The organism is Nesterenkonia cremea (genome assembly GCF_014642675.1).
In the GTDB taxonomy this organism is placed as follows: Bacteria; Actinomycetota; Actinomycetes; order Actinomycetales; family Micrococcaceae; genus Nesterenkonia; species Nesterenkonia cremea.
In genome coordinates this window covers 38675-65649 of sequence record NZ_BMIS01000009.1, presented here as the reverse complement: position 1 = coordinate 65649, position 26975 = coordinate 38675, and the positions used below count along the sequence as shown (strand labels likewise).

Annotated in this window: 25 protein-coding genes; 10 read left to right on the top strand and 15 right to left on the bottom strand. The window is 67.6% G+C overall.

Annotated elements, in window-relative coordinates; all coding sequences use genetic code 11:
- Positions 1-130 precede the first annotated feature (130 nt).
- Genes IEW85_RS10315 through IEW85_RS10305 form a run of 3 tightly spaced genes read right to left on the bottom strand, consistent with a single transcriptional unit; the run spans position 131 to position 2561 of the window.
- Positions 131-619, bottom strand: a complete 489-nt coding sequence (locus IEW85_RS10315) for a thioesterase family protein (protein WP_188685378.1) — start codon at positions 617-619, stop codon at positions 131-133.
- A complete protein-coding gene (locus IEW85_RS10310; RefSeq protein WP_229658956.1) occupies positions 616-1644 on the bottom strand; it encodes a 3-hydroxyacyl-CoA dehydrogenase NAD-binding domain-containing protein in 1029 nt (342 codons plus the stop codon). The genes IEW85_RS10315 and IEW85_RS10310 overlap by 4 nt, the downstream gene beginning before the upstream one ends.
- Complete coding sequence (locus IEW85_RS10305; RefSeq protein WP_188685376.1) at positions 1641-2561, bottom strand: beta-keto acid cleavage family enzyme; 921 nt, start codon at positions 2559-2561, stop codon at positions 1641-1643. The genes IEW85_RS10310 and IEW85_RS10305 overlap by 4 nt, the downstream gene beginning before the upstream one ends.
- A 121-nt stretch (positions 2562-2682) precedes the next feature.
- On the opposite strand from IEW85_RS10305, the gene IEW85_RS10300 reads away from it, so the two are divergent.
- Positions 2683-3621 (top strand): LysR family transcriptional regulator, encoded by a 939-nt coding sequence (locus IEW85_RS10300; protein WP_188685374.1) that lies wholly within the window; start codon positions 2683-2685, stop codon positions 3619-3621.
- A 59-nt stretch (positions 3622-3680) separates the two neighbouring features.
- On the opposite strand, the gene IEW85_RS10295 is transcribed toward IEW85_RS10300, so the two are convergent.
- Entirely contained in the window at positions 3681-4739 is a 1059-nt protein-coding gene (locus tag IEW85_RS10295) for a serine hydrolase domain-containing protein (protein WP_188685497.1), read from the bottom strand.
- 174 nt (positions 4740-4913) lie between these two features.
- Here IEW85_RS10295 and IEW85_RS10290 point away from each other — a divergent pair, with 174 nt between their 5' ends.
- Entirely contained in the window at positions 4914-6701 is a 1788-nt protein-coding gene (locus IEW85_RS10290) for a BCCT family transporter (protein WP_229658955.1), read from the top strand.
- A 109-nt stretch (positions 6702-6810) separates the two neighbouring features.
- On the opposite strand, the gene IEW85_RS10285 is transcribed toward IEW85_RS10290, so the two are convergent.
- The gene (locus IEW85_RS10285; protein ID WP_229658954.1) at positions 6811-8286 is read right to left on the bottom strand and encodes an NAD-dependent succinate-semialdehyde dehydrogenase; all 1476 of its coding nucleotides are present in this window, start codon (positions 8284-8286) and stop codon (positions 6811-6813) included.
- A gap of 94 nt (positions 8287-8380) precedes the next feature.
- On the opposite strand from IEW85_RS10285, the gene IEW85_RS10280 reads away from it, so the two are divergent.
- Positions 8381-9643: an aspartate aminotransferase family protein gene (locus IEW85_RS10280; protein ID WP_188685372.1), complete on the top strand. Its 1263-nt coding sequence runs from the start codon at positions 8381-8383 to the stop codon at positions 9641-9643.
- A gap of 115 nt (positions 9644-9758) precedes the next feature.
- Here the strand turns inward: IEW85_RS10280 and IEW85_RS10275 are convergent, their stop codons facing one another.
- From IEW85_RS10275 to otnK, 7 genes are all read right to left on the bottom strand, one after another.
- Positions 9759-10550 carry an SGNH/GDSL hydrolase family protein gene (locus IEW85_RS10275; protein ID WP_188685370.1) on the bottom strand — a complete coding sequence of 264 codons (792 nt, stop codon included), beginning with the start codon at positions 10548-10550 and terminating at the stop codon, positions 9759-9761.
- Positions 10551-10572: 22 nt separating this feature from the next.
- Complete coding sequence (gene otnC, locus IEW85_RS10270) at positions 10573-11190, bottom strand: 3-oxo-tetronate 4-phosphate decarboxylase (RefSeq protein WP_188685368.1); 618 nt, start codon at positions 11188-11190, stop codon at positions 10573-10575.
- Positions 11191-11200: 10 nt separating this feature from the next.
- A complete protein-coding gene (locus IEW85_RS10265; RefSeq protein ID WP_188685366.1) occupies positions 11201-12616 on the bottom strand; it encodes a GntP family permease in 1416 nt (471 codons plus the stop codon).
- Positions 12617-12678: 62 nt separating this feature from the next.
- On the bottom strand, positions 12679-13638 hold the full coding sequence (gene denD, locus IEW85_RS10260; RefSeq protein ID WP_188685365.1) for a D-erythronate dehydrogenase: 960 nt from the start codon (positions 13636-13638) through the stop codon (positions 12679-12681).
- Between the two features lie 103 nt (positions 13639-13741).
- Complete coding sequence (locus tag IEW85_RS10255) at positions 13742-14527, bottom strand: DeoR/GlpR family DNA-binding transcription regulator (protein WP_188685362.1); 786 nt, start codon at positions 14525-14527, stop codon at positions 13742-13744.
- Positions 14524-15369, bottom strand: a complete 846-nt coding sequence (otnI, locus tag IEW85_RS10250) for a 2-oxo-tetronate isomerase (RefSeq protein ID WP_188685360.1) — start codon at positions 15367-15369, stop codon at positions 14524-14526. The genes IEW85_RS10255 and otnI overlap by 4 nt, the downstream gene beginning before the upstream one ends.
- Entirely contained in the window at positions 15369-16754 is a 1386-nt protein-coding gene (otnK, locus tag IEW85_RS10245; RefSeq protein ID WP_188685358.1) for a 3-oxo-tetronate kinase, read from the bottom strand. Before otnK ends, otnI begins: the two co-directional genes overlap by 1 nt.
- Before the next feature lie 142 nt (positions 16755-16896).
- On the opposite strand from otnK, the gene IEW85_RS10240 reads away from it, so the two are divergent.
- Positions 16897-17808, top strand: coding sequence for an NAD(P)-dependent oxidoreductase (locus IEW85_RS10240; RefSeq protein WP_188685355.1), 912 nt, complete (start codon positions 16897-16899; stop codon positions 17806-17808).
- 22 nt (positions 17809-17830) lie between these two features.
- Here the strand turns inward: IEW85_RS10240 and IEW85_RS10235 are convergent, their stop codons facing one another.
- Entirely contained in the window at positions 17831-18964 is a 1134-nt protein-coding gene (locus IEW85_RS10235; RefSeq protein WP_188685353.1) for a glutathione S-transferase family protein, read from the bottom strand.
- Between the two features lie 102 nt (positions 18965-19066).
- Here IEW85_RS10235 and IEW85_RS10230 point away from each other — a divergent pair, with 102 nt between their 5' ends.
- Positions 19067-19882 carry an MBL fold metallo-hydrolase gene (locus IEW85_RS10230; protein ID WP_188685351.1) on the top strand — a complete coding sequence of 272 codons (816 nt, stop codon included), beginning with the start codon at positions 19067-19069 and terminating at the stop codon, positions 19880-19882.
- A 110-nt stretch (positions 19883-19992) separates the two neighbouring features.
- Here IEW85_RS10230 and IEW85_RS10225 read toward each other — a convergent pair whose 3' ends face one another.
- On the bottom strand, positions 19993-20400 hold the full coding sequence (locus IEW85_RS10225; RefSeq protein WP_188685350.1) for a hypothetical protein: 408 nt from the start codon (positions 20398-20400) through the stop codon (positions 19993-19995).
- Between the two features lie 141 nt (positions 20401-20541).
- On the opposite strand from IEW85_RS10225, the gene IEW85_RS10220 reads away from it, so the two are divergent.
- Entirely contained in the window at positions 20542-21957 is a 1416-nt protein-coding gene (locus IEW85_RS10220; RefSeq protein WP_188685349.1) for an SDR family NAD(P)-dependent oxidoreductase, read from the top strand.
- Between the two features lie 112 nt (positions 21958-22069).
- Here IEW85_RS10220 and IEW85_RS10215 read toward each other — a convergent pair whose 3' ends face one another.
- Positions 22070-23677, bottom strand: a complete 1608-nt coding sequence (locus tag IEW85_RS10215; RefSeq protein WP_188685348.1) for a mechanosensitive ion channel family protein — start codon at positions 23675-23677, stop codon at positions 22070-22072.
- Positions 23678-23763: 86 nt separating this feature from the next.
- On the opposite strand from IEW85_RS10215, the gene hisD reads away from it, so the two are divergent.
- The 4 genes from hisD to IEW85_RS14400 are packed head-to-tail and all read left to right on the top strand — an operon-like array spanning position 23764 to position 26964.
- On the top strand, positions 23764-25071 hold the full coding sequence (gene hisD / locus IEW85_RS10210) for a histidinol dehydrogenase (RefSeq protein ID WP_188685347.1): 1308 nt from the start codon (positions 23764-23766) through the stop codon (positions 25069-25071).
- 30 nt (positions 25072-25101) lie between these two features.
- Positions 25102-25227, top strand: a complete 126-nt coding sequence (locus tag IEW85_RS14590) for a hypothetical protein (RefSeq protein WP_268234672.1) — start codon at positions 25102-25104, stop codon at positions 25225-25227.
- A gap of 35 nt (positions 25228-25262) precedes the next feature.
- On the top strand, positions 25263-26552 hold the full coding sequence (locus tag IEW85_RS10205) for a GmrSD restriction endonuclease domain-containing protein (RefSeq protein ID WP_229658953.1): 1290 nt from the start codon (positions 25263-25265) through the stop codon (positions 26550-26552).
- Entirely contained in the window at positions 26503-26964 is a 462-nt protein-coding gene (locus IEW85_RS14400) for a hypothetical protein (RefSeq protein ID WP_229658952.1), read from the top strand. Before IEW85_RS10205 ends, IEW85_RS14400 begins: the two co-directional genes overlap by 50 nt.
- Positions 26965-26975: the final 11 nt, after the last annotated feature.

Here is a 26975-nt window from a genome sequence, read left to right as displayed (position 1 = left end):
GCTGACAGCTCAGCGGGACGGCGCCTCACTCATGAACCGTCTGGTTGTCGCGCAGGTGTCGGAATAGTGCGGATTTCGGCTTCTTTCCGACACCTGCGCGACAACTGAACGGGGTTGGGAGGGTGACGAGTCAGGCCACCGGGCGGATGGCGCGGCCCGTCCAGGCCGGGGCATCCTGACCGCTGTGCTGGGCGATCAGCTCGGCCACCTCTGCGGGGAAGGGCTGAGCGCCGGCGGGGTCGCCGCCCACGTGGACACCCAGGATCTCCTCCGTGGCGACCAGCTCGCCGGAGCCCTCCTCAGCAGCCTCAGACTCCACCCGGTACATCTCGTGGGCCAGGTGCAGCTTCTTCTCCGCCGAGCCCGCGATGACAGTGCGCACCTGCACCGAGGCCCCGCGCGGAACCTCCTGCAGATACCGGACATGGGCCTCCACCGTGTACAGCGAGGCGCCGGCCCGCTCGCGATACTCGGGGCCCATCCCCAGGACCTCCATGGCCTGATCCGTGGCACAGCCGAAGATCAGCACATAGAAGGCCTCGGAGAGATGGCCGTTGTAGTCGATCCACTCCTCGGCGATCTCAGTGCTGTAGGCGGGCAACCCCTCAGCGGCGCTCATGCGGCCTCCTCCTGGTGCTGGTCCTGCACGCCCTCACCCTGCGAGGCCGGGGCGGCGGCGATCGGATCCACAGCGCGCATCTGCTCGATCATCCGGCGCAGTGCGATGATGCCGCGGTCGCGCTCGGCCACCAGCTCGGAGACCGGACGGGCATCCTCCTCGGCGCAGCCGCTGACCACCGAATCGCGCAGCTGACCGGTCAGCTCGGGCGCATCCAGGCGGGTCCAGGGCGACTTCAGCGAAGGCCCGAAGTGGTCGAGCATATGGGCCATACCACCCTCTCCCCCGGCCAGGTGAAAGGTCAGCATGGGCCCCTGGAAGGGCCAGCGCAGCCCGGGGCCATCGGTGATGGAGCGGTCGATCTGCTCCACAGTGGCCTCGCCGTTGTCCACCATGTGCAGGGCCTCGCGCCAGAGCGCCTCCTGCAGCCGGTTGGCGATGAATCCGGGCACCTCCCGGTCCATGGTGATCACAGATTTGCCGATGTGCTCGTAGAACTGCGCCGCCCAGGCGGTGACCTGCGGATCGGTGTGCTCACCGCCCACCACCTCCACCAGCGGAATCAGGTACGGCGGGTTGAAGGGATGCCCCACCACAAAACGGTCGGGATTCTGCACCTTCTGCGCCATATCTGTCATGGAGTACCCGGAGGTGGAGGAACCGACGACGACGCCGGCTGCGGCCTCCGCATCCAGGGCCGCCAACAGATCCTGCTTCAGCTCCAGCTTCTCCGGAGCCGACTCCTGGATGAACTGGGCACCCTCCAGCGCCTCAGCCATATCGGTGTGCACGCTGAGCTTCTCGCGGGAGGCGCCGTCGGCCAGTCCCAGCTCGGTCAGAGCGGGCCAGGCCGCGTCGACCAGACGGCGCAGCCGAGGTGCGGCGTCGGCGTCGGGATCCCAGACCTTCACACGGAAGCCGCGGGCCAGGAAGTAGGCGGCCCAGCCGCCGCCGATGGTGCCTGCGCCGGCGCAGGCGACGGTGGTGATCTCCTCAGGCGGGACCATGTGCTGCGCGGCGGTCATGCGGCCGCTCCGGCACCCTGCGGGCGGGTGCTCTCGATGCCGAGGATCTCGCGGGCCTCATCCGGGGTGGCGACCTGCTTGCCCAGGGAGTCGATGATCTTCACGGCCTCTGCGGTGAGCTGGGCGTTGGTGGCCTTCACGCCCTTGCGCAGGTAGAGGTTGTCCTCCAGACCCACACGGGCGTGACCGCCGAGCAGCACGGACTGGGCCACCCAGGGGAGCTGGTTGCGGCCGATGGCGAAGCTGGTCCACTCGGTGCCCTCGGGGACCATGTTGACCATGGCGTTGAGCAGGCCCGGATCGGCCGGGGCGCCGTAGGGGATGCCCATGCAGAGCTGGTACATCGGGGGCGCGGCCAGCAGGCCCTCCTGCTGTAAGACATTGGCGAACCACAGGTTGCCCGTGTCGAAGAGCTCCAGCTCAGGCTTCACGCCGAGCTCCTTGATGCGTGCAGCGCCCTCGCGGACCATATCCGGGGTGCCCACGTAGATCTGGCTGCCGTCACCGAAGTTCAGGGTGCCACAGTCCAGGGTGCAGATCTCCGGGCGAATGGCCTCCACATGCTTGAGCCGCTCCAGACCGGAGACCAGATCGGTGCCGTCGACGCGGCCGAGGCTCTCCCTGGGGCTGGAGGGGTCCAGGGTGAGGTCGCCGCCCATGCCGGCAGTCAGGTTGATGACTGGGTCCACGTCTGAGGCGTCGATCAGGCGCACGACCTCCTCGTAGAGGGGAGTCTCGCGGGAGCCTTGAGTGGTCTCGGGGTCGCGGACGTGGATGTGGACCACGGAGGCGCCGGCGCGGGCGGCTGCGATGGCGTCATCGGCGATGTCCTGCGGGGTCACGGGGACATGTTCGGACTTGCCGGCAGTGTCGCCTGCGCCGGTCAGGGCGCAGGTCAGAATAGTGGGCTTGGCCATGGGTGCTCCTCAGCGTCGCTAGGTTCTGCAGGGATGTCGGCATCCATCGTTCCGGCGTTGCACCGTCCAGCACAAGCAAATGATGCATAGCCATTGTCAAGCGATGGTTTACAGTTGAGGCATGCCTGACAGCACCCCTGATCTCATGCGGCTGCGCACCTTCGCCGCCGTGGTCGCCGAGGAATCCATCAGTGCCGCAGCTGATAATCTGCGGATCACGCGCGCCGCAGTGAGCCAACAGATGCAGACCCTTCAGCGGGAGACGGGACTGACACTGCTGGAGCGGCGCGGACGCGGCGTGGTGATCACAGCGGCCGGCCGGCAGTTCGCAGCACGTGCCCTGCGGCTGCTCCAGGAGGCCGGCGATCTCCAGGCGCTGGCCTCTGACCTGCGGGAAGGCCGCTCCGGATCTCTACTGATCTCCCACTTCGTCTCCGTGGGGGTGGCTTGGGTGCCGGCCATCGTCGGGACCATCGCCGCCGAGTTCCCTGACCTGCGCATCACCATGCGGCTCTGGGATCTGGAGCAGTCCGCCGAATGGGAGCCCGACGCCGAGATCTTCGTCCAGCACCCCGAAGTGGTGGAGCGCCCCGGATACCGCACAGTGGAGCTCATGCAGGATCCCTATGTGGTGGTGCTGCCGGAGGCCCACCCGCTGGCCGCCGAGCACTCAGAGGACGCCGTAGAGCTGGCTGAGCTGGGCGGGGAGGTCTGGGTGGACAACGACTACACCCGCGGACCCAACCGACAGATCCTGCTGCAGGCCTGCGCCGCCGTCGGGCTGACCCCGAACTTCCGGATCGAGACGCAGGACTATGCCGCGGCCGCCGCCTGCGTGCAGGCCGGGGCGGGGATCACCGTCATGCCGCAGCTGTCCTGGCAGACGGTGTCCCCACTGGTCAGCGGCACAGAGGCCCGCCCCTTGGCCGAGCCGACCCCTGTGAGGACGCTGGCAGTGCGCACCCGCGAGGGGATGGACCGCTCCCCTGCTGTACAGCGCCTGCTGGAGCTGCTGCAGCAGGCGGCAACCCGTTCAGTTGTCGCTCAGGTGTCGGAATAACGAGGATTTCAGCCTCATTGCGACACCTGCGCGACAACCGAACGGAGAAAGGAGGCGCCTCAGAGTGAGCGCCGCAGGGTCTCCACCAGCTCCTGGGCGCGGACATCCCGCCCAGAGGGCAGCATCTGTGTGGTCAGGAAGCTGAAACCGATCCCGGCATCGGGGATCGCGCCGTGGAGTCCACCGCCGGCCCCGGAATGCCCGAAGCCCCAGTCATAGAGCTCGAAACCCAGCCCGAAACGCAGCTCCGACCCGGTCAGCGCGTCAGTGCCCTCCGCCCAGACCTCAGTGGCGCGGCTCAGTGTCTCAGCACCCACGACGCCGACCTCTGCGCTGATCAGCTGAGAGTAGAAGCAGGCCAGAGCATCAGCAGAGGCGATCCCCCCGGCCCCGGCCAGCTCGGCGCGGTAGAGCTCCCGTGAGGTGAAGAAGCCGGGCACCTTCACCGTAGACCCGTACATGGCATCCAGCGCCCGAACAGTCTCCTCGTTCTGGACATCGGCCCCGGGAGCATAGTCGGGGGCCGGGAGCACAGGCTTCATCCGGTGGTGCTGATCCTCGGGCAGACCGAGCCAGAGGTCGAGAGCAGACCCGGCCTGAGCCGAACTGCCCGGGGCGGCGTCGTCAGCCAGCTCCCGGATGAGCTCACCGGGAGTGCGGCCGGTGATGCGGCGCAGCAGCTCGCCCACCAGATAGCCGTAGGTGATCGGGTGATAGGCCACCCGCTCCCCCTCCGGCCACAGCGAAGCCTGTTCGGCAAGCGCCTGGGCATTGGCCAGCGAATCCAGCGGGCCCCAACGGCCGGGCGGCGGGTCCTCCACATAGGGCAGTCCGACAGTGTGGGACAGCAGGTGCCGGACTCGCGCCTGTTCCTTACCGGCCTGGGCGAATTCGGGCCAGTACTGGGCCACCGGGGCGTCGGCGTCGAGGTCCCCGCGCTCCATCAGCCGCGCGGCAGCGGCGGCCAGCAGTCCCTTGGTGCCGGAGAAGATGACCGTCAGATCATCGGGCTCGAGGCCTGACCCGCCCAGCCGCAGCAGAGGTTCGCCCTGCCGATAGACGCAGAAGGCCATGCCGCCTGCGTCCAGATGCCGGCTGAAGGTCTCCTCGAGCTCCATACGTAACACCGCTTTTACCTCCCCGTACGAAGAGCGATCAGGAACCGTGTCAGCATAGGGGATCCCCAGTTGCTGAGCGGGCACCGCGGTGCCCGGAGGAAGTGAAGTGAATATGCCTGATGACCATCCGCCCCGTCGTGGCCGGGGAAGCTGATCGATCACGCCACCCTGCCGGTGGGACGCTGCAGCAACCACCCAGCGCTGCTGCCGGGGATCGGAGTGGACAAGACTCCCAAACGCTACGGCCTGAACATCCCGGTCTTCGTGGTGGCCGCGCTCGGCGTGCTGGGCGTGGTGCTGTGGGGCATGTTCGCCCCGGAGAGCCTGGAGACGGCCTCCGGCGAGGCCCTGGGCTTCGCCACCCATGAGCTCGGCTGGTTCTTCGTGGTGCTGACCATCGTGGTCTTCGGCTTCATGCTGTGGCTGGGACTGGGACGTCATCGCCACATCAAGCTCGGCGCCGATGATGAGAAGCCCGAGTTCTCCACGGTCTCCTGGATCGCGATGCTCTTCTCCGCAGGAATCGGCATCGGTCTGATCTTCTACGGCCCGCAGGAGCCCTTCACCTACTTCAGCGACCTGCCGCCCATCTACGCCGACCTGGCCGACGACGAGCAGGCGGCGGTCCATGCCGCGATCAGCCAGACGCTCTTCCACTGGGGCCCGCCGGCCTTCGCCTACTACGCGCTGGTCGGCGGCGCGGTGGCCTATGCCGCCTACCGCAAGGGCCGCGTGCCACTGATGTCCGCACTGCTGGAGCCGATCTTCGGCAAACGCACCCAGGGGCCGCTGGGCACTGCGGTGGACATCCTGGCCATCCTGGTGACCCTGTTCTCGACGGCGATCTCGCTGGGCATCGGCGCACTGCAGATCGGCACCGGCCTGCAGATCGTCAGCGGAGTCGGCGAACTCGGCAATGCGGCGATCATCGGCATCATCGCCATCCTGTGTGTGATCTTCGTGCTCTCGGCGGTCTCCGGGCTGAAGCGCGGCATCCGGGCACTGTCCAATGTGAACATGGTCCTGGCCGGCGGACTGGGCATCTTTGTGCTGCTGGCCGGCCCCACCATCGTCATCCTGAACCTGATCCCCGGCGTGGGTATGAGCTTCCTGTCCGACCTGCCCTCGCTGATGGGCCAGAACGCGGCCATGGGCGACACCTCATCAGGCACCCCCGCGGCTGAGTTCATGTCCACATGGACCATCTACTATTGGGCCTGGTGGGTCTCCTGGACCCCGTTCGTGGGCCTGTTCATCGCGAAGATCTCCCGCGGCCGCACGCTGCGCGAGTTCGTGGCGGCCGTGATCATCGCGCCCAGCATCGTCTGCCTGATCTGGTTCACCATCATCGGCGGAGCCAGCCTGCACTACGAGCGGGAGGCCGGAATCATGAGCGCCTCCGCCTCCGGGGAGTCGATGTTCTTCGACCTGCTGGATCAGCTGCCGCTGTCCATGGTCACCTCGGTGATCGTGATGATCTCGATCATCATCTTCTTCGTCACCTCCGGCGACTCGGCCTCCGTGGTGATGTCCTCGATCGCCGAGCGCGGCTCCCCGGCTCCGAAGCTGTGGAACACCGCCGTCTGGGGTGTGGGCATGGCGGCGGTGGCCGCGGTCCTGCTGACCGCCACCGGAGAGGCTGCGCTGGGCCAGCTGCAGTCGCTGATGATGGTCAGCGCACTGCCCTTCGCGCTGATCCTGGTGCTGATCATGGTGGCCTGGGCCAAGGAGCTCAACCGCGACCCGATGACCCTGCGACGGCGCTTCGAGAAGGAGGCGCTGCGCCAGGGCGTGGCCGCGGGCATCAGCCAGCACGGCGACGACTTCACCCTGGCTGTGGAGGAATCCCCGAAGGGTGAGGGCGCCGGCGCCTGGCTGGACACCGAGGATCCCGCCCTCACCGAGTGGTGGGACACCGCCACCGGGCCCATCAGCACTGTGGAGCAGGAGGAGGAAAAGTAGGCCCGGCCTCACCTGAACCCGTTCAGTTGTCGCGCAGGTGTCGGAACAACGAGGATTTCAGCCTCATTCCGACACCTGCGCGACAACCAAACGGAGAGAGGAGGCGAGATCACATCGCGATGCCGATGTACTTCGTCTCCAGGAACTCGTCGATGCCGATGTCGCCCCCCTCGCGACCCAGCCCGGATTCCTTGATGCCGCCGAAGGGTGCGGCCGGGTTGGAGACCACGCCCAGGTTGATGCCCACCATGCCGGACTCCAACGCCTCGGAGACGCGGATGGCGCGGTTGAGGTCATTGGTGAACACGTAGTTCGAGAGACCATATTCGGTGTCATTGACCGCTGTGACGGCCTCCTCCTCGGTGTCGAAGGCAGCCACAGGTGCCACCGGACCGAAGATCTCCTCCTTGCGCACCCGCGCCTGCTCCGGGATCTCGGTCAGCACAGTGGGCGGATAGAAGTAGCCCTCACCGGCGGCCGGCTCGCCGCCCAGCAGAACCTTGGCGCCGGAGCGTACGGCGTCCTCCACCAGGTCCTGGACCTTATCGCGCTGACCTGCGTTGATCAGCGGACCGACTTTGACGCCGTCGTCGACTCCACGGCCCATGGGGTACTCCCCCATCGTCTCGGCCAGGCGCCGAGCGAACTCATCGGCCACTCCGCGCTGGACGAAGATCCGGTTGGCGGCAGTGCAGGCCTCACCGGAGTTGCGCATCTTGGCCGCCAGCGCGCCCTCGACCGCCTTGTCCAGGTCAGCGTCCTCGAAGACCACCAGCGCGGCGTTGCCGCCCAGCTCCATCGAGGTGCGCATGACGTGCTCCGAGCACTGCTCCAGCAGCTTCTTCCCGACGCCGGTGGAACCGGTGAAGGAGAGCTTGCGTGCGATCCCGGAGCGGATCAGCGGTTCCATGACCTGGCCGGACTGGGAGGTCACCAGGATGTTGACCACACCGTCCGGCACGCCGGCCTCCTTGAGGATGTCGGCCAGGGCCAGCATGGACAGCGGGGTGAGCTCGGCGGGCTTGAGCACGCTGGTGCAGCCGGCCGCCAGTGCGGGGCCCAGCTTGCGGGTGCCCATGGCCAGGGGGAAGTTCCACGGGGTGATGAAGATCGAGGGACCCACGGGCTGCTTATGGATCAGGAAGCGCTGCCCGCCGCCGGGGGCCACCTGGTAGCCGCCGTTGATGCGAGTGGCCTCCTCGGCGAAGTGCCGGAAGAACTCTGCGGCGTAGTTGACCTCACCATAGGCCTCGGCCAGGGGCTTGCCCATCTCCAGCGTCATCAGCAGGGCGAGGTCGTCCTTGCGCTCATGCATGAGCTGATGAGCGCGCATCAGGATGTTCGAACGCTCCCGCGGGGCCATCGCGGCGAAGTCGGCCTGGGCCTTCTCGGCGGCCTTCAGCGCCTTCCATCCGTCGGCCTCGTCGGCGTCGGCCACCTGGCAGAGGACCTGTCCGGTGGAGGGGTCCACGACGTCGAGCGTCCGTCCGCTCTCAGCTGCGACCCACTGGCCGTCGATGAACAGCTGTTTGGGAGCCTGGTCGATGACCGTGCCTTCCTGGGCGGGGGTGATCTGCTGAGTCATAGCTGTGCCTCCTGGGCTGACATTCGGATGCTCACCCAGTAGCCTAGCCCCAGAGAAGATTGTCAACAATCCTCATCGATCCGAAGGAGTCACGGTGTCTCATCTCTCCCCCGTTCTGAAGCAGGCCACACCGGTGCTCGCCACCCACGGCGAGGGCGTCTACCTCTACGACGACGCCGGCGGACAGCACCTGGACTTCACCGCCGGGATCGGCGTCACCAGCACCGGCCACTGCCACCCGCGCGTGGTCGAGGCCGCCCAGGCCCAGGTGGGCAGCCTGATCCACGGCCAATACACGACGATCATGCATAAGCCGCTGCTGGCGCTGAGCGAGAAGCTCACCGCGCTGCTGCCCGAGGGGCTGGACTCGCTGTTCTTCTCCAACTCGGGCTCCGAGGCCGCCGAGGCCGCGCTGCGCCTGGCCCGCCAGGCCACCGGTCGGCCGAACATCGTGGTCTTCCAGGGCGGCTTCCACGGCCGCACCGTGGCGGCCGCCTCGCTGACCACCTCGGGCACCAAGTTCAAGGCGGGCTTCAGTCCGCTGATGTCCGGCGTCGCAGTCTCCCCGTTCCCCAACCCGGCGCACTACCGGGCCTATGGCTTCGATGAGGAGCAGGCCACCGACTTTGCCCTGCGGGAGCTGGACCTGGTGCTGCAGACGCAGTCGCATCCTGCCGACACCGCCGCCTTCCTGGTGGAGCCGGTCCTCGGCGAAGGCGGCTACATCCCCGGAAACAAGCGGTTCTTCGAGGGTCTGCGGAAGAAGGCCGATGAGCACGGAATCCTGCTGATCGTCGATGAGGTGCAGACCGGCTTCGGGCGCACCGGCACGTTCTGGGGCCAGGATCACTTCGGGCTGCGCCCGGATATCCAGATGTTCGCCAAGGGGATCGCCTCCGGCTTCCCCATCTCCGGCATCGCCGCATCCGAGGAGCTCATGGCCAAGGCATGGCCGGGTTCCCAGGGCGGAACCTATGGCGCCAACGCTGTAGCCTGCGCGGCGGCGCTGGCCACTCTCGAGGTCATCGAGGAGGAGCAGCTGGTGGCCAATTCGGCGGCCCGCGGCGCCCAGCTGAAGGCCGGACTGGAGAAGATCGGCGAGAAGCACAGCCAGGTCCAGGAGATCCACGGGCTGGGCCTGATGGTCTCGGTGGAGTTCACCGACGCCGACGGCGAACCCGACGGCGCCACCGCGGCGGCAGTCCACAAGGCCGCCGCGGAGAACGGCCTGCTCCTGCTGACCAACGGCATGTACGGCCACCACGTCCGCTTCATCCCGGCGCTGGTGGTCGCCGAGGGCCAGATCGACGACGCCCTCGCGGTGTGGGAGAAGACCCTGGACGAGACCCTCGGCTGAGGCTGATTCGCATGGCCCTCGCTGGTGCGTGGGCACTATGACTCGTCATGCAGGGCACGACGGCGCTCAGAGCGCGCCAAAGTGCCCAAACAACCTGAGAGCCCAGCCCCACCGCTTACCAGACGCGGGAGGTGAGCTTGGGGAACTTGGGAGACATCCCGTCACCGGAGGAGGCGCGGGTGAGGCGCCGCTTCACCCAGGGGGCTAAGTAGTCCTTAGCCCAGACCGCCTCGGCGAGGGCCTTCTCCGGCAGGGAGGTCACCGGCGGCTCGTCCACCTCGGGGTCGGCGATCTCGTCCGTCTCGCCCAGCACGGCAAGAACCTCTTTGGCCATCAACGTGTGCCCGGCGATGCCCAGGTGCAGGCGATCCACATCCCAGAACCGCCAGTCCTGGAACTGCTTCATATGCCAGAAGTCGACCAGGTCGGTCTCACAGTCTGCGGAGATCTTGCGGACGTGCTCGTTGTAGATCGCGGTGCGTCCGCGGGTGGCGCGGAAGATCGGCGCCTTGCCGGAGTCGAAACCGGTGAACAGCACCACACGCGCACCGGTCTCGGCGAGCTTCTCGACGCCGGCCCGGTAACGTTCCATGAGCCCGTCGAGGTTCACCGAGGGGCGCAGGATGTCGTTGCCGCCGGCATAGAGAGTCACCAGTGTGGGATCCAGGGCGATGGCGGCGTCGAGCTGCTCGTCGAGGACCTGCTGGAGCTTCTTCCCGCGGATCGCGAGGTTCGCGTAGCCCCAGGAGTCATCGTTGGCGACCAGCTGAGCGGCCACCCGGTCCGCCCAGCCGCGGCAGTCGTTGGGACGTGTGGGGTCGATGTCCCCCACACCCTCGGTGAATGAGTCCCCGATGGCGACAAAACGCTGCGCAAAGGGACCGTCGAGTTCATCAGCTGCGGACATGGCACCAGCCTACAGGGGCTGATCAGCCGAGCAGGTCGGCGACCTGCGACTCTGTCAGCGGCCGGGTGGCCCGGCCCTCCAGCAGGAAGGCCAGCTGAGCCGAGACCTCCAGCTCCTCTGCGGCGTTGACTGCGTCCTCCAGCGTTGATCCGGCCACGATGGAGCCGTGGTTGGAGAGGATCACGCCCGGTCCACGCCGGCCGGCGGCCACGATGTCATCGAGCATCTCCGCGGCTCCCGGCCTGTAGTACGGCACTGTGGGCACGTCCCGGCCCAGTCGCATGACGAAATACGGCGTCAGCGGCGGGATGCCCTCCTCGCCGGCCAGGCAGCTGTAGGCGGTGACATAGGTGGAGTGCAGGTGCACGATGGCCTGCGCCTCGGGCCGAGCCTCGTACATCGCCCGGTGCATGACCACCTCTTTGGAGGGCCGGGGCCCGTCCACATGCTCCCAGTCCTCGTTCAGCACGGAGAGACTCTGCGGGTCCAACCGTCCCAGCGAGGAGTTGGTGGGGGTCATCAGGTAGCCCTCGGGGATGCGGACGCTGATGTTGCCGGCGCTGCCCACGGAGAATCCCCGCTGGAACAGGCTGGCGCCGAGTTCGGTGATCTGCTGGCGCAGCAGGTGTTCGTCGGTCACGGTTCTCCTCTCAGACGATGACGCTGGCGATCAGCAGCATCACCATGGTCGCGGCCCAGGCGATGGTGGTCGGCACCGACCAGACCAGCATCTGATGTTTGGCGTTCTTGACCCCCAGCATGCGGTTGACCACCCAGAAGAAGCTGTCGTTGAAATAGCCGAAGAACAGCGATCCGAGGGCGGCGGCCTGGGCTGCCAGAACCATATTCACATCCGGGACCTGAGCCAAGATGGGCGCGGAGATCGAGGCGGAGGTGATGATGGCCACCGTTCCGGAGCCCTGGATGACGCGCACCACGGTGGCGATCAGGAAGGGCACCAGGATAGTCGGCAGCGGCAGTCCGGCCACGGCCTCACCGATGGCGTCGGCGGAGCCGGATTCGCGCAGCACCTCACCCAGCGCGCCGCCGGCGCCGGTGACCAGCAGGATGATGCCGGCCGCCTGCACGCCCTGCTCCATATCCTCGATGGTGTCCTGCCGGCTCTGCCTGCGAGTCAGCCCGTAGATGGCGGCCAGCACGCCGAAGAGCAGAGCGATCACGGGGTTCCCGATGAACGCCGCCACGGAGACGAAGCCCTCAGGGAGGTCGAGAACCCCGGCGTCGGTGAGGTTGGCGGAGAAGGTGTTGACGAAGATCAGCAGGATCGGCAGGAGGATGGGGAGCACCGAGATGAACAGGTTCGGCAGCTCCTTCTCCCGCTCATCGGCCCGCTGCTGGAACTCTTCGAAGGCCTCGGCGGGGGTGATCTCCTCTCCGGTTCCGAGCCGCTCCCCGGTGTCGCGCTCGATCATCGCCTCGATCCGCGGTCCCATGATCTTCGCGTAGAGGGTCACCAGGATCGCCGCGGGGATGGTCAGGATGACGCCCCAGAGGATCATCTCTCCCACGCTGACCCCGAAGATCCCGGCCGCACCCAGCGGACCCGGCGTCGGCGGCACGGCGTGGTGGGTGACGATCAGGCCGCCGGCCAGCGCGATGCCCAGGGTCAGGACCGAGCGCCCGGTGGTGCGGGCCAGCGACTTCACCAGCGGCTGCAGGATCACGAAGGCGGAGTCGACGAAGATCGGGATGGAGACGATGAAGCCTGCCGCGGCGAGCGCCCACTCCTCCTTCCTCCTCCCCAGCCACCGGATCAGGGTGTAGGCGAGCTTCTCGGCGGCCCCGGAGACCTCCAGGATCCGCCCCATCATCACGCCCAGGCCGATCACCAGGCCGATGGTGCCCAGGGTGGAGCCGAAGCCGGAGGTGATCGCGCCGATGACGGCGTCGGGAGCCATCCCAGCGGAGATGCCGGCGATGGAGGCCGCGATCACCAGCGCCAGAATGGCGTGGATCTTGGTCCTGATGACGAAGAAGATGAGCAGCGCCACCGCTGCCGCGAGGCCGACGAGCGCCCCGATCTCGGATGTTCCGAGGTCATTCATGGTGTCCTCCTTGACACTGAAGAGGTGAGAGAGGCGTCATACGCCTGTAGAGCCTGAGGGACTCAGGCGACAAACTCCTGGTGGAACTGGCGGACCGCGTCTTCGAAGCTGTCATCGCGGGCGAAGCCGAGCTCCAGCACGCGGTCCACGTCGAAGTCTCCGGGCCAGGAGAGCACGATGGACTTGATCCGCTCGTCCTCCTGGTGGGTGACCAGGTCACGGGCCTGCTGGCCGCCCACTGCGGTGAGGCTCTCAAGCATCTCGCCCACGGTCACGCAGATCCCGGGCAGGTTGAGCACGCGCCAGCGGCCGATCTGCTCGCCTTCGATGGTCACCGCGTGGACCAGGTTGGCCACCACGGTGTTCGGGGAGGAGAGCCACATGCGGGTCTCCAGCGGGACCGGGCAGACCGAGGCCTCGCCCTGCAGGGGTTCGCGGATGATGCCGCTGGCGAAGGAGGAGGCCGCCGAGTTGGGGCGTCCCGGGCGCACCGAGATGGTGGGCAGTCGGCAGATCCGTGCGTCCACGAAGCCCTTGCGGGAGTAGTCGTTGACCAGCAGCTCGCCCATGGCTTTGAACGCCCCGTAGGTGGAGTCGGGCTGGGTGGCGAGGTTCTCCGGGACCGTCTCGGGCATCTCCCCGCCGAAGACGGCGATGGAGCTGGTGAACAGGAACCGCGGGCGGCTCCCGGTGGCCCGGGCGGCCTCGAGCAGCTGGTGGGTGGCGTGGACGTTGACCCGGTGGGAGAGGTCGAAGTCCTCCTCCGAGCCTCCGCTGAGCACGGCGGCCAGGTGGCAGATCGCCCAGGTGTCCTCATCCACAGTGCGGCGCAGCAGCTCGGGGTCGGCGATGTCGCCCACCACGGAGCTGACCCGCGGGTCCTGGACCGAGGTCTCGGTCAGGTCCAGGGAGACCACCTCGGTGATCTGCTGGGGCAGGTGGCCTGCGTCCTGAGCGGCCAGCAGCTCGCTGATGACGCGGCTGCCCAGGAATCCGGCTCCTCCGGTGACGATGATCTTCATAGAACGTCCTTGTCCTTTCGAGGTCCTCGGCCGTCTTCGACGGCACATTCGGTGGTGGTGCCCCAGGCTCAGCGCCCGGGACGAGGTGGTCGGTGCGGCACCCTCAGAGCAGCAGCTCGAGGCCGTGCTGCTTGGCGTGTTCTCTGGCGGCCTCCGGCAGGTCCTCATCGCTGAGGATCCCATCGAAGGCGTCCAGTGCCAGGGCTTTGAAGGCGGCCACTCGCCCGTATTTGCTGCTGTCGGTGGCCAGGTACGACCGCGAGGAGTTGGCGATGATCGCCCGCTTCACCACCGATTTCGCATCAGTGGGGACCGAGAGCCCCCGCAGGTCGAAGGAGGAGGCCGAGACGAAGGCCAGGTCGATGTTGAACTCGCCCAGCTCCGCGGCGGTCATCGGCCCCTGTGTGGACATGTTCCCGCTGTCCAGGGCTCCACCCAGCACGTGCACCCGCGCCTGGGTGTGCTCCCCGACGGCGGCGGCCACCGCCAGATCATTGGTCACCACATCCAGTCCCGACGTCGGCTCCTCGGCCGGCTGCTGGGCGGCGCGGCGCACCAGCTCACGGGCCAGGGCGAGCATGGTGGTCCCGGCGTCGAGGTAGACCAGGTCACCGGGGCGGACCAGCTCGGCGGCACGGGCGGCGATGGTCTCCTTCTGCTGCGGCCGGATCCCCAGCTTGGCCTGATGCGTGGCGTCCAGGGCCAGGCGGGAGGGTTTGGCCACTCCCCCAGAGACTGAGACCAGCCGGCCGTCCTCCTCCAGGACGCGGATGTCCCGGCGCACCGTCATATGGGAGACGTCGAGCTCCTCGGTCAGGTCGGCCACGGAGGCGGAGCCGCGCTCCTCCACCAGGTGGAGCAGCCGGCGTCGGCGCTCGTCGGGGATCACTGCTGGGCCTTCCCGGACTGTCCCGACTCTCCGGCATCGGACTGCAGAGCGTGGAACCAGCCCAGTCCGTCCTCGGTGCGGCCGACCGGGTGGTATTCGCAGCCGACCCAGCCGCTGTAGCCGATCTCATCGATCACGGAGAACAGATGCGGATAGCTGGTCTCACCGGCGTCGGGCTCATGACGATCCGGCACGGAGGCGATCTGAATGTGCTCGATGACCTCGGCACTGCTGCGCAGCAGCCGGGTGAGGTCCCCGTCGGTGATCTGCGCGTGGTACAGGTCCAGCTGCAGGCCGAGGTTCTCGCGGTCGATGCGCTCGAGCATCTGCAGCCCCAGGGCCACGCTGCCCAGGAAGTAGCCGGGCATATCCACGTGGTTGATGGGCTCGATGACTACACGGCGGCCCTCTGCGGCGGCACGGTCGGCGGCCTGGCGGATGCGGCGGGTGTAGACCTCGGCGGCCTCGTGGTTCAGCGCCTGCTCCACTGTGCGGCGCCCAGGGCCCTGCGGCCCCGGGATGCCTGCCATGACGTGGATCTGCGGGCAGTCCAGCGCCTGGGCGTAGCTCATGGCAGTCTCCAGGCCCTCGACGAATTCCTCGTCCCGGCCGGCGAGGGAGGCAAGCCCCCGCTCACCGCTCTCCCAATCGCCGGGGGGTGCGTTGAACAGCGCCTGGGTGAGGCCGGCACCCTGCAGCGCGGCGGCCACCTCCTGCTCCGGGTGGGCGTAGGGGAAGAGGTACTCCACGGCGTCGAACCCGGCCTGGGCGGCGGCTTCGAAACGCTCCAGGAAAGGCACCTCGGTGAACATCATGGACAGGTTGGCGGCGAAGCGGGGCATCAGCGGTCCTCCTTCTGCTGGCCTGTGGTGGGCTGGACTGTGCTGGACGCGCCGGAGCTCATCTGCACGGCGGTGCGGAAGAAGTCGGGGTCGCCGAAGTTGCCCGACTTCAGGGCCAGATCGATGCCCTGCTGCGGGTCCGACTCCAGGCTGCGCGTCCAGGGCACACCCGGGGCGATCTGCGGGCCGACTTCGAACCCGTCCACGCCCAGCGCCTGGGTGACGGCGCCCGAGGTCTCGCCGCCGGCGACGATGAACCGGGTGACTCCGCCGCTGCGCAGCCGGGCGGCCAGCTCGCCGAAGAACTCTTCGATGGCGGCCGAGAGCCGCTCAGCGCCGTAGCTCTGCTGCCACTGCTTCACCTTCTCCGGGGCTGCGGTGGCATAGACCATCGGCGCCGCCTGGTCAGTGCTGTCCGGGGCGGTGCTGTTCTCCAGCACCCAGCGGCTGAGCTCCTCCAGATATCCGGCGGCGTCGTCCATGACCCGCGGGATGTCCAGGGCCGTGCTCGGAGCCTCGGCCGCATAGGCCTCCACCTGCCGATTGGTCATCTGCGAGGCCGACCCGGAGATCACGACGGCGGCGCCTGAGGTGAAGCTCCAGTCCTCGGCCGGGCTGGCGGCGTCGGGAGCTCCGGTTCCGCCCTGCTGGGCCGGCTGGGCCGGCTGGCCCGACTGGCCGGTGAGCGCGCGGGCGAGTCCGGAACCGATGCCGGATCCGCCGGTGAGCAGGCGCAGGCCGGTGGCGGCCTGGCCGATGATGTCCAGGTGGTCGTGGTTCAGAGTGTCCGGCACGGCGTAGCGGGCGCCTTCGGAGCGAGCCTGCCGGAGCGCCTCGCGGACGGCGTCGGGGCCCTGCTCGACGACCGCATAGGGCACTGAGGTGGCGGTTCCCGAGCTCTGCGCCTCCATGAGACGCAACAGGTCTGAGTCGGTCATCGGGGTGACCGGGTGGTCCTTCATCCCGGATTCGTGCAGCGGCTGGTGGTGGACGAAGAGGGTGCTCCGGTAGACCGTCCGGCCGTTGACCGGCAGGGCGGGGACCACCACGGTGAACTCCTCGCCGAGCTCCTCGAGCAGGGCGTCGGTGACCGGGCCGATGTTCCCCTCCGCCGTGGAGTCGAAGGTGGAGCAGTACTTGAAGATGATCTGCTCGGCGCGGAGCTCCTGCAGGATCCGGCAGGCGGCCAGGCTCTGCTCGACGGCCACCTGAGCTGGGATGGAGCGGGTCTTGAGGCTGATGACCACAGCCTCGGCGTCGAGGTTCTCCGGCGCCTGCTGCGGACTGTTCAGCTGGGCTGTGCGCAGCCCGGCGGAGACCAGGAACCCCGCAATATCGGTGGCTCCGGTGAAATCGTCGGCAATCACGCCGATGCGCAGCGTCATCATCACGCCTCTCTGTGGCCTTCGGGATGCGGCGAAGGTTCCGCCGCGTGGTGTTCAAGTATGTGAACTCTTGCTCTCTAGTTCACATAATATAACATCGATGGGACTTGAATGTGAAGACCATCACGAGAGGCAGCTCACCATGGCGTCCAGCACCCCCAGCGCAACACCCCAGAAGGTCACCTTCGTCGGCATCGGCGCCATCGGCCTGCCCATGGCCACGGCCGTGGCGGCCGGCGGCTTCGAGGTCACCGGAGTGGACTTCTCCGCCGAACAGCGCGCCGCCGCCGAGCAGAAGGGGCTGACAGCAGCCCCCGACGCCGGCTCCGCGACTGAGGCGGATGCGGTGATCGTCATGGTGGCCACCGGAGATCAGCTGCGCGCAGCGGTGCTGGGATCTGCCGAAGGCGGGCCTGGCGGCGAGGGGCTGCTGGCGAGGATGCGCCCGGGTGCCGGGCTGATCGTGATGAGCACTGTGGGACCTGAGGCCGTGCAGGAGCTGGTGGGCCCGGCCGCCGAGCGCGGCGTGCAGCTGGTGGACGCCCCGGTGACCGGCGGTATCGCCCGCGCCGCCTCAGGGGATCTGCGGCTCTTCGTCTCCGGTGATCCGACGGCCGTGGAGTCTCAGCGCGCGCTGCTGGAGTCCATGGGAACGGTGGTGGGCTGCGGCGAGGAGATCAGCCGCGGCCAGTCCTTCAAAGCGGTGAATCAGCTGCTCTGTGCAGTGCACATCGTGGCCGGCGCCGAGGCGTTGGCGCTGGCCGAGAAGCTGGGGCTGGAGGCGGCCGAGGTGCTGGAGGCGGTATCCGGCGGGGCAGCGGGCTCCTTCATGCTCAGCGACCGCGGACCCCGCATGCTCGAGGGCCTGGACGCCCAGGTGGCCAGCGCGGTGAGCATCTTTGTGAAGGACTCCGGGCTGGTCAGCGAGATCGCCGAGTCCGCCGGCATGGAAGCACCCATGCTGGAGGCGGCCAAGAAGAAGTACGCGGAGGCCGCCGACGCCGGCTGGGCCGGCCGGGACGATTCCCAGGTCATCCAGACCTACCGCAGCTGAGGCGCGGGGCGGAACACACGCATCAGCGGTACAGCGGGTTAGCCCCCGGGGGACGCTCCTCCTCGGCCACAGGGCCGGGCGCCGTCGCACCCTCGGCAAAAGGTGAGCCGCCCAGCTTCTCGCGGCCGTGCGGGCTCAGCCAGCTCTCCAGCTCCGGGCCCTTGGGGATGACCTGGGTGGGGTTGATGTCCTCGTGGACCACGTAATAGTGGGCCTTGATCTGGTCGAAGTCGACGGTGTCGCCGAAGCCCGGGGTCTGGAACAGGTCGCGGGCGTAGGCCCAGAGGTTCGGGAAGTCGGCCAGCTTCTGCCGGTTGCACTTGAAGTGCCCGTGGTAGACCGGGTCGAACCGCACCAGCGTGGTGAACAGCCGGATATCGGCCTCGGTGATGTGCTCGCCCATGAGGTAGCGCTGGTCGGTCAGCCGCTCCTCCAGCCGGTCCAGGGCGGTGAAGAGACGGTCGTAGGCGGCGTCGTAGGCCTCCTGGGATCCGGCGAATCCGGCCCGGTAGACCCCGTTGTTGACCTCGGTGAAGATCCGTTTGATCACCGGGAGCATGTCTTCGATGAGCTCCTCGGGGATCAGGTTGGGCGCACCCTCGCGGTGGTGCTCCTTCCACTGCGTGGAGAAGTCCCAGGTCAGCTGTGGGTAGTTATTGGTGACCACGCCGCCGGAGGGCACATCCACCAGCGCGGGGACGGTGATGCCCCGCGGGTAGTCGGGGAAGCGGGCGAAGTAGTTCTCCTGCAGGCGCTCGGTGCCCAGCACCGGGTCCCTGCCGTCCTCGGTGAGGTCGAAGGTCCAGGAGCGGATGTCGTGCACCGGGCCGGGGGTGGCCAGGGAGATGGCGTCCTCCAGGCCGAGCAGCCGGCGGATGATGATGGAACGGTGGGCCCACGGGCAGGCGCGGGCGGCGACCAGCCGGTACCGGCCAGGTTCCACGGGCCAGGCCTCGGCATCCTCGGTCAGGCCGCTGATCCGCGGATCCCCGATGGAGCTGGACTCTTCGCGCGGGGCCGAGGAGACGGCGTCGACGTCGGCGACCACCCGGTCCTCGATGTAGTTGGTGTCGCGGGTGAACTCGCCGCCGGTGACATAGGCGCCCTTGGTGGAGTTCTCCGTGCCGAAGGACTTCTGCGGATTCTGATCAGCCATGGGGTCAGCCTACGCGGCACCGGCCTGAGGAGGACAGAACACGGCGCCGACCGCCGCACCTGGGTCCAGCCCACCACCCGCGCCCCTATTAGGCTGGGATCCATGGCTGTCCCGACTCTGACCAGGATCACCTGTGACAACCCCTCCCCGATGACGCTGGAGGGCACCAACACCTACATCATCAGCACCGAGGGAGCCTCCGAGGCCGTGATCGTGGACCCCGGCCCGCAGGGCCACCGCGACCATCTGCACGCGGTGCTGGACGCCGTCGGCGAGCGCAGCGTCACCGAGATCCTGGTGACCCACCGGCATCGCGACCATACCGGGGCGGCCAAGGAGTTCAGCGCCCGGACCGGCGCGCCGGTGCGCGGGTACGACGCCGACCACTGCCTCCCCGTCCAGGGCGCAGTCCTCCCGCTGATGGACGGCGAGGAGATCCAGGTCGCCGGGGTGAGCCTGCAGGTGCTGCACACTCCCGGGCACACCTCGGATTCGGTCTGCTTCTGGATCCCCGAGGCCCAGGCCGAAGGCGCTGAGGAACCCGGGGCGATGCTCACCGGCGACACCATCCTGGGCGCGGGCACCACCATGCTGGACCACCCCGACGGCACGCTGACCGACTACCTGGAGACGCTGCGGCTGTTGGGCGGATTCGGCGGCGTCGGGATGTATCCGGCGCATGGACCTGAGCGCGAGAGCGTGGGCGCTGTCGCCGGGCACTACCTGAAGCACCGCGAGGAGCGGCTGACCCAGACCCGCGAGCTGATCGCCGAGCATCGTGCCCGCACCGGGGAGGTCCTCGACGCCATGGCTCTGGGGAAGCTCATCTATGGGGACCGGGCTCACGTGCCGGAGAAGGTGATCGAGCAGATCGCCGCCTCACAGCTGGCCCATCTGCAGGACCTCGGCGAGATCTGAGTGCCCCCTCCACCCCTACCCGCCGAATCGTGTACCGGAATGTGGCGAATGAGCGGATCGTGTACCCGATTCTCGACAACGGGGCACGCAATTCTGGGCCAGCCCAGACTTCAGAACGCGCGCTTCACGGAGGGGTGCTCGGTCCAGGTGATCTCCTCGACGCCGACCCCTTCGCTCTGCAGATAGTCCACCAGCTCAGAAGCTGAGGATCCGAGGCGATCGAAGGCGTGCGGCTGGGCCTCGCCCACCGGTCCGCCCGCGTAGAACGTCACCGTGTACACCCGCCTGCCGCGGCGGTCCTCCCCCACGCGCTGAGCCACGGCCAACTGACCGTCGGTGACCCCGCTGAGCGGGACGCCGTCGAGGTCTGCGCGGAAGAAGTCCATGAACCCGGTGAGCTCCTCCACCGCCTGTTCCACGGCGGCCAGATCTTCGGCGCGGATCTGCGCCTCCAGCACAGCCCACTCGTCGGATCCCAGCTTGCCCGGACCCCAATCCGTACGTTTCCTCCACCGCATGAGAGCCTCCCCGACGCAGGTAATAATGTAAGAGTTTCACAACGATCCGCAGGCGCGGTTCCAGTCATCCCGCCAAACCCTGAGTATGACCTGAACAGTGTGGCCTCCAGCATCCACTTTCACGTTCTACGATATCTAGTCATGGGCACTCATACCGCTGTAGTCACCGGTTCCACCGCCGGACTTGGGGCCGCTTTCGCGCGCCAGCTCGCCGGTCAAGGCTATGACCTGATCCTGGTCGCACGAGATGCTGACCGGCTGCGCACACAGGCGGACGCACTGAGCTCCAAGTACGGCATCGCCACCACCGTCCTGGTGGCCGATCTGGTCACCGACGACGGCGTGGGAGCAGTCCAGGAGCGCCTCTCCGATATGCGCAACCCGGTGCACCTGCTGGTCAACAACGCCGGACACGGCCTGGCCAGCGAGTTCCTGGAGAGCGACCTCGACGCCGAGCGCGATCTGCTGCGCCTCCACGTCCAGACCACCATGGAGCTCACCCACACTGCGGCCCGGGCGATGGTCCGCCGCCGCGCCGGGCGCATCATCAACGTGGCCTCGGTGGCAGGCTTCACCCCCACCGGCACCTACTCGGCCGCGAAGTCCTGGGTCATCAACTTCTCCAAGGCGCTGCACCAGCAGCTGGCCGGCGACGGCGTCACCGTGACCGCTCTCTGCCCCGGTCTGGTGCGCACCGAGTTCCACAAGCGTTCAGGCATCAGCATCAAGGGCGCGGCCAAGCGCATGTGGCTCGACGCCGACGACGTGGTCCGCCAAGGCCTGGCGGTCAACGCGCAGGGCAGTGCCGTCTGCGTGCCCTCCCGCAGCTACCAGGTGCTCACCGCAGCCACCCGCTTCATGCCGGATTCGGTGGTCCACTGGGCGGTCAATCGCCGCATGGGCATGCCCGGTCAGCAGGAGGGCGCCGAGCAGATCGAGGCCCCGGACTACGCGGGCACCGCACCGGCCCCGACGCCGGCCCCAGCCGCAGAGCACGACGCCGACGGCACGGCTGAACCCACCACGGACGCGATCAAGACTGTGGACGCCTATAAGGCCTCCAAGGTGAAGTTCCCGAAGCCGCCTGCCCCGCCGGCGCGTCAGCAGCCGGCTGCGCCTGCTGAAGATGCCGCGGCTCCGGCCGCGGAACCTGCGCAGGCACCCGCACCGGCTGAGGATGCCGCCACTTCTCCTGCGGAGTCTGCACCTGCCGAGCCTCCCGCACCGGCACCTGAGGCCGCCCCGGATTCGGCGGCCGAACCGGCCGAGGCCGCTCCGGCTTCCGAGGAGCAGGGCTCCGCTGATCAGGCCAGCTCTGAGCAGCCTGGCACTGAGCAGTCCAGCTCCGAAGAGTCCACCGCCGACCAGCCTGCTGAGGAGGCCGCTGAGGAAGGTGAGGAGCCGGCGTCGTCGTCTGAGGGCGACGCGGCCGCAGAGGAGGGCTCCTCTGAGCAGGACTCCTCCGAGAGCTCCGAGGAGGAGTTCGCCGCGGCCTCCAGCCCCTCCTCCGCCCAGTCCTCCTGGCAGGCGAAGAAGAACCCGCTGAAGAAGAAGTGAGGTGCGGGCCGCCACGGCCCAACCCTGTCCATACAGAAGATATCCAGCGGTCGGTGCGGCGCCAGGTCGGCGCCGCACCGATCAGTGCTGGACCGGTCAGTGTTGCCTCAGATCAGTGCCGAGGGTCCTTCTCCTTCGGCTCCTCATCCTCATCCGACTCACCGTCGAGCTCCTCCTGACGCTCCCTGCGCTCCCGGTAGGCGTCCTCGCCCGGTCCGGCGAACTCCCGGTTGCGCTCCACCGCGGAGATCGAGCCGGTGAAGATGGAGGAGTACTGATCCGAGGTGGCCAGCGGAGTCTCATCGGTCTCCGCGGAGTACTCCTCGGTCACCGAGCCGTAGCGCTCAAGGAACTCCTGCTCCTCGCTGCGAGCCCCATTGCCGGAGCCGGGCGCCTCAGGAGCACCGGCGGTCTCTGCGGAATCGCCGTTGGCGACCTGGCCCTTGCCGGAGATGTCCTGCTCCACCGTGGCGGCACCCTCGGCAGGCGTCGCGGCGGAGACGGCGGGCTTCTCGTCGCCGCGCTCGCCCATCTCCACCAGACCCTGGTCGCTGGAGATCAGCATGCGCTGGGCGGCCACGGCATAGGGATACTCGACGCGCAGGAAGTGCACCAGGTCCTCCCGGACCAGGCACTGCAGGTCCCACAGCTCGCCGGAGTTGCGGGCCGAGACCACAGCGCGGGCCTTGACCGTACCGCCCAGGGCCTCAGTGATCTGGATGGAGGCCTCCTGGCCGTCCCAGAGGTCGGTGGCCTCCACCAGCCGGTTGAGCCGGCCGCGCAGCGCGTCCATCGGGACACGCCAGTCCACCTCGAACTCGATGGTGCCCATCATCTCAGTGCCCACGCGGGTCCAGTTCTCGAACGGGGTGCCCACGAAGTAGCTGGACGGGTAGATGAAGCGGCGGCCGTCCCAGCACTTGAGCACCACTGCGGAGAGAGTGATGTCCTCCACCGTGCCGAATTTGTCCTCGACCACGACCACGTCGCCCACGCGGATCGAGTCGGTGAAGGCCAGCTGGATGCCGGCGAAGACGTTGGTCAGCGTGGACTGCATGGCCAGACCGGCCACCACAGAGACCACGCCGGCGGAGGCGAGCATACCGACGCCGAGCGCACGCACCTCTTCGATGCTCAGCAGCACTGCCGCCACAGCCAGGGTGATGATGACTGCGGCGAGGATGCGGCGGATCAGCGAGACCTGGGTCTGCAGTCGGCGGCCGCGGCGGTCCTCGATGTCCCCGCCGCTCTCGCCGATGTACTTGGAGAGGATGAACGCCTCGGCCACGCGGACCAGGCGCAGCGCCCACCATGCGATGCCGACCACCACGGCCGCCAGCAGCAGGAAGGCCACGGGCACATGCCAGGTCTCATTGCGCGCCACATACCCCACGGCCAGGCGGGCGCCGAGCACGGTCAGCGTGAACAGCATCGGCAGCCGGGTGCGGTCGATGGCACGCCGGACCTCCGGAGCCTTCCTGAAGAACTGCTTCAGAACGGTGGAGGTGACCAGCGTGAGCACCAGCGCAAAGAGGAACGCGACGCCGACGCCGATCAGCAGACCCCACAGCAGGCCGGCCTCAGTGACCATGGCCTCGAACTCTTCGGGGACGTACTCTCCGACCTGATCGAGCTGCTCCCCCGCGGGGTCGGTCTGCTCATCGATCAGGCTTTCCTCTTCTCCCTCAGCGGCAAACAGCAATGACGTGTCGATACCCATGGACACGATGATCCCACGCAGGAATTAGGATGGGCTAGGCGGGAGTTGCACAGCCGCCTACCCCTTTTTCGTCTCGAGGAGGACCATTGCTGACCCTCAAGGATCTCCGTGGAAGCACGGCAGATGTCGCCACTGTGCTTCCACGCGCGGAACAGGACGTCTCCGCGACCGTCGAGACCGTCAAGCCGATCCTTGAGCAGGTCCGCACCGGCGGCGTCGAGGCTGTGTTGGATCTCTCAGAGAAGTTCGACGGTGTCCGTCCGCCCTCGCTGCGCGTGCCCCAGGAGAAGCTGGATGAGGCTCTCGAGCAGCTGGACCCGAGCATCCGCGAGGCTCTGGAGGAGCTCATCACGCGGGCACGCGAGGTCCATGCCGCCCAGCTGCCGGCGGCCTCGGTGATCTCACCGGGCCCGGATGCCCGGATCACCAATCGCTGGACTCCGGTGCGACGCGTGGGGCTCTACGTGCCCGGCGGCCAGGCGGTCTACCCCTCATCGGTGGTGATGAACGTGGTGCCCGCCCAGGTGGCCGGCGTCGAGTCCCTGACCATCACCTCTCCCCCACAGGCCGAGTTCGGCGGCTACCCGCATCCGGTGGTGCTGGCCGCGGCCGCGCTGCTGGACATCGGCGAGGTCTACGCCGCCGGCGGCGCCCAGGCGGTGGGCATGCTCGCCCACGGCGCCAAGGACTCGGAGGGCGAGCAGGTGTGTGCGCCGGTCTCGCTGATCACTGGCCCCGGCAACATCTTTGTGGTCACCGCCAAGCGGGCGGTCCAGGGTGTGGTCGGCATCGATTCGGAGGCCGGACCCACCGAGATCATGGTGCTCGCCGATGAGACCGCCGATGCCGCACTGGTCGCCGCCGACCTGATCTCCCAGGCCGAGCACGACGAGCTGGCCGCAGCCGTGCTGGTCACCGATTCCATGGACCTGGCCGAGTCCGTGCTGGAGCAGGTCGCAGCCCAGACGGAGTCCACTGAGCACGTGGCCCGAGTGAAGGCCTCACTGAGCGGGGAACAGTCCGCCGTGCTGGTGGTGGACTCCCTGGATGTGGCCGTTGAGGTGGCCAACGCCTACGGCGCCGAGCACCTGGAGCTGATGACCGGCAAGGACGAGGAGCTGCTGGACCGGATCCACAACGCCGGCGCGGTGTTCGTAGGCTCCTACACCCCGGTCTCGCTGGGCGACTACTGCGCCGGCTCCAACCACGTGCTGCCCACCGGTGGAGCCTCGGCCTACTCCTCCGGACTCAACGTCACCAGCTTCATGCGCTCCCAGCAGGTCATCCACTACGGACGCGACGGCCTGGACCAGGTGGCCGGCCACGTCTCCGCACTGGCCGCGGCGGAGGGGCTGCCCGCCCACGGCGAGGCCGTCCAGATCCGCTTCCGCTGAACGCAGGGGCCGCCGCACTAGGGTGGTGTCATGGGATTCCAGACTCCACAGCACAACATCACCAAGTACTTGGAATGGACCACTTCCGGGAGCATCCAGCTGCCGGACTTCCAGCGCAGCTACCGCTGGAAGGATGGGGCATCCGGCAGCTGCTGATCACTGTCCTGCGCGGACACCCCATGGGAGTGGTCATGCTGCTGGACACCAAGAATGACGAGGTCCGCTTCAAGCCCCGCCTCATCACCGGCGTCAGGCTCAGCACGGAAACTTCTCCCGACTATCTGCTGCTGGACGGCCAGCAGCGTCTGACCTCCATGACCCAGGCCCTCACCGGGGACGGCGTGGTCGAAACGTCGGACGACCGAGGCAAGCTGCTCAGCCGCCGTTACTTCGTCCATATTGAGACTGCTCTCCTCGGGGAGGAGAGGGTTGATGAAGCGGTCATCTCTGTTCCTGCCGACGGGAAGATCAAGACGAACTTCGACCGCGAAGTCGTCCTCGATCTGTCCACTCCGGCGCAGCAGCAGGAGCATGGCTATTTCCCGCTGAACCTGCTGTTCTCACCCACTGAGTCGACCGACTGGCTGATCGACCTTGGGAACACCGAACTGTTCAAGAGGTTCAACGCCGAGGTCATCAGCCCGGCCTCCCAGTATGAGCTGCCGGCGATCCTCCTCGACCGGAACACCAGCAAAGAGGCAGTGGCCACCGTCTTCGAGAAGGTCAACACCGGAGGGGAACCGCTCACAGCCTTTGAGTTGCTGACTGCGACGTTCGCCGGGGATCGTGAGTACTACGAGGCGAACGGCCAGGACTTCCGACTACGGGAGGACTGGGCCGAGACCTGCCGACAGTTCGAGCACTACCCCGTGCTGCGTCAGATCACCAGCACCCACTTCCTGCAGGCGGTGACCTTACTCGCCTCGAGGAAGAAGCATCTGTCCGATGCCGGCGCCCGCCCGACCGCGATCACGGCGAAGACCGAGGACGTCCTGAAGCTGAAGCTCGCTGACTATCTCGAATGGGTAGATCCGCTGCGTGAGGCCTTCCAGTGGGCGGCCCGGTTCTGCATGGACCGGCACATCTTCGACGCCTCTCTGCTCCCCTATCCGACTCAGCTCATCCCGCTCGCCGCCATCCGGGTAGTGCTCGGCCCCGACGCAGACCTGTTAGGTCCGAGGACCCAGATCATCCGGTGGTTCTGGTCCGGAGTGCTGGGAGAGCTCTACGGCAGTACCACAGAAACCCGGTTCGTCGCTGACGTCCGCCAGGTCCCAGAGTGGGCGATGGGCCCCGAAAGCGCTGCCACACCCCGAACCATCCAGGACGCCACCTTCACCGAATCGCGCCTGCATTCGCTGCGTTCCCGGGTTTCGGCCGCCTATAAAGGGGGTCTCGGCCCTGCTGCTCGCAGAACAGGCCCGGGATTGGATGGAGGACAAGAGCTTCGACAAGATCCAGCACTCGGAGCTCCAGGCTGATATTCACCACATCTTCCCTAAGAAGTGGTGTGCGGAGCATGACGTCGACCGTGAACACCAGGAATCGATCGTCAACAAGTCCACCATCAGCGCCCGGACCAACCGCAGCATCGGCGGGCAGCCGCCGTCGTCGTACCTCGCCAAGATCGAACGGACCGCCCAGATCACCTCCGAACATCTGGACCAGCGTCTGGCATCTCACCTGATCAGTGGAGCGCACCTGCGCCGGGATGATTTCGAAGCGTTCTTCGAAGATCGGAGGGAACGCCTCTGCGCAATGATCGGTGAGGCCATGGGCAAGGAGGTTCACCGCGACATCCAGCTCAGGAACGCGTTGGAGGACTCCTCGAAATTCGCCGACGAAGCTCCCGAAGACCGGGGTGTGGCGGAGACGGTCGAAGCCTCAGTCTGAACGCTGAGTGT